5 protein-coding genes are annotated in these 8,432 nt (G+C 56.8%); all 5 read left to right on the forward strand.

The features are described from left to right. Nucleotides 1-6: 6 nt before the first annotated feature. Nucleotides 7-4,335 (forward strand): DNA-directed RNA polymerase subunit beta', encoded by a 4,329-nt coding sequence (gene rpoC, locus VFA09_09790; GenBank protein HZU67559.1) that lies wholly within the window; start codon nt 7-9, stop codon nt 4,333-4,335. Nucleotides 4,336-4,459: 124 nt separating this feature from the next. Then, entirely contained in the window at nt 4,460-4,909 is a 450-nt protein-coding gene (rpsL, locus tag VFA09_09795; protein HZU67560.1) for a 30S ribosomal protein S12, read from the forward strand. Nucleotides 4,910-5,258: 349 nt separating this feature from the next. Next, nucleotides 5,259-5,729, forward strand: a complete 471-nt coding sequence (gene rpsG, locus VFA09_09800) for a 30S ribosomal protein S7 (GenBank protein ID HZU67561.1) — start codon at nt 5,259-5,261, stop codon at nt 5,727-5,729. Nucleotides 5,730-5,735: 6 nt separating this feature from the next. Continuing rightward, nucleotides 5,736-7,811, forward strand: a complete 2,076-nt coding sequence (fusA, locus tag VFA09_09805) for an elongation factor G (GenBank protein ID HZU67562.1) — start codon at nt 5,736-5,738, stop codon at nt 7,809-7,811. A gap of 345 nt (nt 7,812-8,156) precedes the next feature. After that, nucleotides 8,157-8,432, forward strand: a 276-nt coding sequence (locus tag VFA09_09810) for a GTP-binding protein (GenBank protein HZU67563.1), incomplete at its 3' end; no start/stop codon positions are given.

Here is an 8,432-nt window from a genome sequence, read left to right on the forward strand (position 1 = left end):
TAACTGATGCTTGAAGTAAACGATTTTAACGCAATACGTATCAGCCTGGCCAGCCCGGACCAGATCCGCAGTTGGAGCTATGGCGAAGTCACGAAACCGGAAACCATCAACTACCGCACGCTGAAGCCGGAAAAAGATGGCCTCTTCTGCGAGCGCATCTTCGGTCCCACCAAGGACTGGGAGTGCTACTGCGGCAAATACAAGCGCGTGCGCTTTAAAGGCATCGTCTGCGACAAGTGCGGCGTAGAAGTTGCCCGCTCAAAGGTGCGTCGCGAGCGCATGGGCCATATCGAACTCGCCTCCCCCGTCAGCCACATCTGGTACTTCAAGGGGACGCCGAGCCGCATCGGTCTCTTGCTCGACCTCTCGCCGCGTAACCTGGAGCGCATCCTCTACTTCGCCCTCTACGTCGTGACGCACATCGACGAAGAGGCGCGCCAGCAGGAATTGATGCGCCTGGACGAGGAACTTATGAACCTCGAACAGAACCTCGACGAACAGGTCGTCGAACGCGTCGATAGCTTGAAAGAAAAGCGCGAAGGTGATATCCTCGATGCCAGGAATCGCATCGCCGATGCCCTGCACGAGATCGAGGCCCGCCGCGAGCAGGAGTTGGAAGCCGCTCGCCAGGCCGAAATCGACACACGGGCGCTGCTGCGTGAATATATGGGCCAGGAAGCCGACGACGATATCGTCTTTGAACCAACCGACCGCGTCATCGTCAAAGCCGGCGATGTCGTCGCGCCCAGAGACCTGGAAATCCTGGAGCGCGTGGCCGAAACATCGCGCAACGATATCGCCGAAAATGCCCGCCGCGAGCTTGAAGAGATGCGCGCGCAGGTAGATCAAGAGGCCGAGCGCGTTCGCCTGGACTACCAGGGACAGATCGACAACGTGCAGACGCAACTCGAATCCCAGCGCACCGATAGACGCCAGCGCCTCGAACAGCTGCGCCGCGACCTGGAAGGCCTGAAAAAGATGGACCTGCTCCAGGAAAATCGCTATCGCGAGCTGCGCGACTCCTTTGGCTCCCACGTCTTCCGTGCGGGTATGGGAGCTGAGGCCGTGCGCGAGCTGATCGCCAGCATCGACCTGGACAAACTGGCCGCCGACCTGCGCCACGAGATCAGCTCAACCGTTGGTCAGCGCCGCAAAAAGGCCACCAAGCGCCTGAAAGTCGTCGAGGCTTTCCGCAAATCCGGCACCTCGCCGGAGTGGATGATCCTCACGGTCTTGCCGGTGCTGCCGCCCGACCTGCGCCCCATGGTACAGCTCGACGGTGGCCGCTTCGCCACATCCGACCTCAACGACCTGTACCGGCGCGTCATTAACCGCAACAACCGCCTGAAGAGGTTGCTCGAACTGGGCGCGCCTGAAATCATCATCCGCAACGAGAAGCGCATGCTGCAAGAAGCATGTGATGCGCTGATCGACAACGGTCGCCGTGGTCGCGCCGTCGCCGGTTCCGGCAACCACAAGCTCAAGAGCCTGTCCGACATGCTCAAGGGTAAGCAGGGCCGCTTCCGCCAGAACCTCCTCGGTAAGCGCGTCGACTACTCTGGCCGTTCGGTCATCGTGGTTGGCCCCGACTTGAAGTTGCACCAGTGCGGCCTGCCCAAGAAGATGGCTCTGGAGCTCTTCAAGCCGTTCGTCATGCGCAAGCTGGTGGAGCAGAACTTCGCCCACAATATCAAGAGCGCGAAGCGCTTCGTTGAGCGTGTCAAGCCGGAAGTATGGGACGTACTCGAAGAGGTCATTAAAGACCATCCCGTCCTGCTGAACCGCGCGCCAACGCTGCACCGCCTGGGCATTCAGGCGTTCGAGGCAGTGCTGGTCGAGGGCAGCGCCATCCAGTTGCACCCGCTCGTCTGTTCAGCTTTCAACGCTGACTTCGATGGTGACCAGATGGCCGTACACGTTCCGCTGTCCGACAAGGCCCAGGATGAGGCCCGCAGGTTCATGCTCTCAACACGCAACCTGCTCTCACCGGCGACCGGCGAGCCATCCATCGGCGCCAGCCAGGACATGGTACTTGGCTGCTTCTACCTGACACAGGATCGTCCCGCCAAGAAAGGCGAAGGACGTGTCTTCACCAACACGACCGAAGCCATGCTGGCCTACCAGCACGGCGTCATCGATCTACAGGCCCTTATCAAAGTGCGCCTGGGCGATGTAGATGTCTACGATGAGCCACCACCGGCTAAGGCCACCATATCGGCCAATGGCAAGCTCGTGACTACCACCGTCGGGCGTATCATCCTGAACGAGGCCCTGCCGGAGCGCCTGCGCTTCAAGAACTATGCTATGAAAAAGGAGAACTTGAGGCAGCTCATCGGCGAGTGCTTCAAGGAGTATGGACGCGTCAAAACCGCCGAACTGGCCGACGAAATCAAGCGCCTCGGTTTCTCCTATGCCACTAAGTGTGGCGTCACCATCGCCATCAGCGATGTCAAGGTGCCAACCGGTAAGCAAGAGGAACTGGCTAAGGCCGATGCCAAGATCGCCGAACTGGAAGAGCAGTATCGTGAAGGTCTGATCACCGACAACGAGAAATACCAGCAAACGGTCGATGCCTGGAACGAGGCGACCGAAAACGTGACCAAAATGGTTGAGGCAACCCTTGACCCATACGGCTCGATCTATACCATCGCCAAGTCAGGCGCAACCAAGGCAAAGTTCCAGCAGATCCGCCAGTTGTCAGGCATGCGTGGCTTGATGGCAAGCCCATCAGGTAAGATCATCGATATTCCAATTCGTGGCAACTTCCGCGAAGGCTTGAGCGTACTCGAGTACTTCATCAGTAGCCACGGCGCTCGTAAGGGTCTGGCCGATACCGCCCTGCGTACCGCGGAATCCGGTTACCTGACCCGCCGCTTGATCGATGTGGCCCAGGATGTCATCGTCACCGAGGAAGATTGCGGCTCTACCGAAGGTATTCTGATTACGGATGAGGACAGCAAAGATATGATGCTGCCCGATATGCGTGATCGCCTGAAGGGTCGCGTGCTCCTCGAGGCCATCCCCGGCATTGACAACGTGGAACCAGGCGACGAACTGACCGAAGAAATCGTTGAAGATATCATCAACGCCGGTATCAAGGCCGTGCGCGTCCGCTCGGTACTCGGCTGTCTCGCTCGCAAGGGCGTCTGCCGCAAGTGCTATGGCCGGGACCTTGCCGCCAACTCGCTGGTCAGTCTTGGCGCGGCAGTCGGTATCATCGCCGCGCAGTCCATTGGCGAACCGGGCACGCAGTTGACCATGCGTACCTTCCACACCGGTGGTATCGCGGGCGCGCAGGGTGACATCACCCAGGGCTTGCCGCGCGTCGAAGAACTGTTCGAGGCTCGCGTCCCCAAGGACAAGGCCGAAATCAGCGAAATCGACGGCGTGGTCGAGATCATCAAAGACGAGAATACGAACGCACGCACAGTACGCGTCGTATCCACCAACGTCTTCTTCGACGAATATCCACTGCCCTCTGGCAGCGATGTACTCGTCGCTGATAAGGATCATGTACACAAGGATCAAACTATTGCTCTGATGCCGGCTGAAGATGGCAACGAGCCGCAGAAAGTAGATGCTCGCACCGAGGGCGAGGTAATCATCAATGCCGAAGGCATGCTGACCATCCGCTTCGAGGAGCGAGAAGAGCGCTCGTATCCCGTTCCGGCAGCACGCAACATTACGGTGACATCTGGCCAGAAGATTTATGCTGGCACGCCCATCACCGCCGGCCAGCGCGATCCCCAGGATGTCCTGCGCATCCAGGGTCCTGCAGCCGTCCAGATGTACTTGATCAAAGAAGTACAGCGCGTCTATCGTAATACCGGCGTCTATATCAACGACAAACATATTGAGGTCATTGTCCGTCAGATGCTTCGTCGCGTGCGTGTAGAGGAAACCGGCGATACCGATATGCTGCCGAACGACCTGGTCGATCGCTTCGTCTACGCGGATACCAATGCCCGCGTGCTGGCGGAAGGTGGAGAACCCGCCACGGCCCAGACCGTTCTGCTCGGTATCACCAAGGCTTCGCTCAACACCGATAGCTTCCTCGCCGCCGCGTCCTTCATCGAGACGACGAAAGTGTTGACAGAGGCGGCAATTGAGGGCCAGACCGATCACCTGACCGGCCTCAAAGAAAACGTGATCATTGGTAAGCTCATCCCGGCAGGCTCCGGCATCGCCCAGCGACGCCGCGAGCAGATCGCGCGCCAGCAGGCAGCTGCCGCGCGACTGGCCGCCCAGGCTACCCCGGTCGCCAGTGTTGCGGCAGGCGGTAGCAATGGAGCCGGTACTCTTGGCCTGACACTTGACAGCCTCGAAGATGAGTGATATCATAAGGTTCTGCAAACAAGTGATAATGGGCGCGGTGAACTCCGCGCCCTGTTCTAAGTGTCGGGCACAGCAATGCGCCCGGTTATCATTCTAAAAAATAAGCATAGGGAGAAATTATCCATTGCCGACGATCAATCAATTGATCCGTAAGGGCCGCTCGCAAAAGAAGGAAAAAGTCAAGGCCCCGGCGCTGCTGTACTCCTACAACGCGCTGAAAAACCGGACTTCGCGCCTGAAAGGCTCGCCTCAGAAACGTGGCGTTTGCACTCAGGTGCGTACCATGACGCCCAAAAAGCCGAACTCGGCAATGCGCAAAATTGCCCGCGTTCGCTTAAGCAACCAGATGGAAGTGACGGCCTACATCCCTGGTGAAGGGCACAATTTACAGGAACACTCCGTCGTCCTCATCCGTGGTGGCCGCGTGAAAGATTTGCCTAGCGTCCGCTATCACATCGTCCGCGGTACTCTGGATAGCGATGGAGTCGCAAAACGCCGTCGTGGCCGCTCCAAATATGGAGCCAAACGGCCAAAACCCGGACAGGCCGCCGCCGCTAAGGGCGGTAGGAAGTAAAATGTGGTAGGCGAAATACAGCGTCTACCCGAACGATACCACCTGAACGCCTCAGGTAGGTCGGCAAATCGGAATCATCAGAGAGGCGAAAGCTTAACATCAATATTCGCCTCTTCTTGATGAGTGTCGAGTGTCCTCCTGTGTATCGATCTTACCTTCTTCTGTGTCTTAAAGAAGGTACTGCACGCTGGATAGGCACTCGCGCCAGGCGTCCGCGTAGAGATTGTTGCGCGCCGGTTGACCACAGGGTCTCCGGTCCCAGACAATCTAGCGACGCCTTTTGTGGTGTTTACGGACTGAGAGAGCTTGCAAGAGAAACGACTCAAGCAATAAGGAAGGCAGGCAGACTTTGCCAAGACGTAAAAAAGTGGTGCGGCGGCCAGACGTGCCGGACGCAAAATTTAAGAGCCGGAACGTATCCCGTTTCATTGGTAAGTTAATGTTGGATGGAAAACGCAGCCTTGCCGAGCGTATCCTCTATGATGCTTTCGATACGATTGAGGCGCGGCAGAAGCGTCCCCCGCTTGATGTGTTCGAGCAGGCGCTCAAAAATGCCACGCCCACCCTGGAAGTAAAACCCCGCCGCGTCGGTGGCTCAACCTACCAGGTTCCCGTAGATATTCGTAGAGAGCGCGGCAACGCACTCGCTATGCGCTGGCTCATTCGCTCAGCACGTTCGCGTACCGGCAAAAGCATGGCGGAAAAGCTCGCCAGCGAACTCATGGACGCTGCCGCCGGGCAAGGCGCAACTATTAAGAAGCGTGAGGAGACGCACAAAATGGCCGAAAGTAATAAGGCTTTCGCCCATTACCGTTGGTAACTATACATGTCAAGAGAATTTCCACTCGAAAAAACCAGAAATATTGGTATTATAGCTCATATTGATGCCGGTAAGACGACCACGACCGAGCGCATCCTCTTCTATACGAAGAAGATTCACCGTATGGGTGAGGTTCATGAGGGCGCTGCCACCATGGACTGGATGCCCCAGGAGCAGGAGCGCGGTATTACCATCACGTCCGCCGCTACCACCTGCTTCTGGCTCGATCATCGCATCAACATCATCGACACCCCCGGCCACGTCGATTTTACCGCCGAGGTCGAGCGCTCTCTACGTGTGCTCGATGGTGGCGTTGTGGTGTTTGATGCCGTCGCCGGCGTCGAACCACAATCTGAAACCGTATGGCGCCAGGCGAATAAGTATAACGTCCCTCGTATCTGCTTCGTGAATAAAATGGACCGCGTTGGTGCCGATTTCTGGCGCACGGTGGAAATGATCCGTGAGCGCCTTGGCGCCGTACCGGTCCCGATCCAGATACCGGTGGGGCAAGAAAGCAGCTTTAAAGGTTTTATAGATCTCATTGAGCAGCAGGCCGTTATCTTTACGGATGACCTGGGCACAAAATCCGAGCATACGCAGGTTCCAACAAGCATGGAGTCCGAGGTCGCGCAGCATCGGGAATTTCTGATCGAGCGTGTGGCCGAAACAGATGAGGAGTTGACCCTCAAGTATCTTGAGGGCGAGCCGATTACGAAAGAGGAGTTAATCGCGGCACTACGTCGCGCTACCATCGCTGGCACTCTGGTGCCGGTGCTTTGTGGCTCAGCCTTGAAGAACAAGGGCGTGCAGGCAATGCTGGATGCCGTCATTGCCTATCTTCCTTCTCCTCTCGATATCCCTGCTCCTACCGGCATCGATCCCGATACCGGTCAGGTCGTTACTCGCGAAGTAAGCGACGACGCACCTTTCAGCGCCCTCGCGTTCAAGATCGTCTCAGATCCTTTCGTTGGACGCCTGGCCTACTTGCGCGTCTATTCCGGCACCCTCACAAAAGGTGCCGCCGTCCAGAATAGTACCAAGGACAAAACCGAACGTATCGGACGACTGCTGCGTATGCACGCCAATCACCGCGAGGATATCGATGAAATCCGCGCCGGTGATATCTGTGCCGCCGTTGGACTGCGCAATACCTTTACCGGCGATACCTTGTGCGCCGCGCAAGCCCCTATTATCCTGGAAGCGATCAGTTTCCCGGAGCCGGTCATTGAAATCGCTATCGAACCGAAGACACGCGCGGACCAGGATAAAATGGCAATTGCCTTGAATAAATTGGCGGAAGAAGACCCCACATTCCAGTTGCGTACCGATGTGGAAACCGGCCAGACGATCATCCGCGGTATGGGTGAACTGCACCTCGAAGTGATTGTTGATCGCCTGTTCCGCGAATTCAAGGTCGAGGCAAATGTGGGCCGCCCGCAGGTCGCCTATCGAGAGACCATCACGCGCGAAGCCCAGGCTCAAGGCAAACATGTCCGTCAGACTGGCGGCCATGGCCAATACGGTGACGTATGGATCCGCGTGGCCCCCAACGAGCGTGGCAAGGGCTTTGAGTTCATCAATGCCATCGTCGGCGGCGTGATACCCAAGGAATATATCAAACCTGTTGAAAATGGTATTCGCGAGACATTGGAAAATGGTATAATTGCCGGCTATCCAATGATCGATGTGAAAGCCACACTGTATGATGGGTCATACCACGAGGTTGACTCAAGTGAAATGGCCTTCAAGACCGCCGGTTCGCTGGCAATCAAAGAGGCCGTTCGCAAAGCAGCTCCAATCCTACTTGAACCGGTGATGTTGGTAGAGGTAACCACTTCAGAAGAATTCTATGGTGACGTAATTGGTGATCTCAATCGTCGCCGTGGAACTATCCTGGGTATGGATAATCGAGGATCAATGGTGGTAGTGCGAGGCCATGTTCCCCTCGCCGAAATGTTCGGCTACGTGAATGACCTCCGTTCAATGACCAGCGGTCGCGCCAACTATTCGATGGAGTTTGCACACTACGATCCGGTGCCGCGAGGCATCGGCGATACAATTATCGCCAAAGCGACTCGCTAAAGCGCACCGCGATAACAACGTTTGATGAAATAAACCGGCAACAGACGGATAAATCGACGATGGGTGCGATCAACCGTCCCATAGGGTCGTAGGCCCCGATTGATCGCGGGCAGCGCCGATTTATCGGCCCCCGGCGGAATTACCTGATAATTTCGTCAAAATCGACTATTCGGCCCTACCCGGTGCCGAAATCAGAGGCACGGCCTACCGGGTATCGTACTGCTATCTTTTAAAGTTTGTCCAGCATGCAGACTGGATGAGGAGTAAAGACAAAGAGTGTGCTGTCGCAAAGGTGCAACCTCTGAGCACAGATGCACTGAGCACAATGGAGGATGACAAACTCTTATGGCAAAGAAGAAATTTGAGCGAACGAAACCGCATGTGAACGTGGGCACCATCGGCCATATCGACCATGGCAAGACGACCTTGACGGCGGCGATCACCAAAGTGCTGGCCAAAGCCAACGCCGCCAACAAGTACATCGCTTTCGACCAGATCGACAAAGCGCCCGAGGAGCGCGAGCGCGGCATCACGATTGCCATTGCCCACGTCGAATATGAGACCGAGAAACGCCACTACGCGCACGTGGACTGCCCAGGACATGCCGACTACATCAAGAAC

It is taken from the genome of Ktedonobacteraceae bacterium (genome assembly GCA_035653615.1).
In the GTDB taxonomy this organism is placed as follows: domain Bacteria; phylum Chloroflexota; class Ktedonobacteria; order Ktedonobacterales; family Ktedonobacteraceae; genus DASRBN01.

Excerpts from the sequence above, each read along its gene's own strand:
- rpoC (HZU67559.1), top strand. The coding sequence starts at position 7 with ATGCTTGAAGTAAACGATTTTAACGCAATACGTATCAGCCTGGCCAGC.
- fusA (HZU67562.1), top strand. The coding sequence starts at position 5,736 with ATGTCAAGAGAATTTCCACTCGAAAAAACCAGAAATATTGGTATTATA.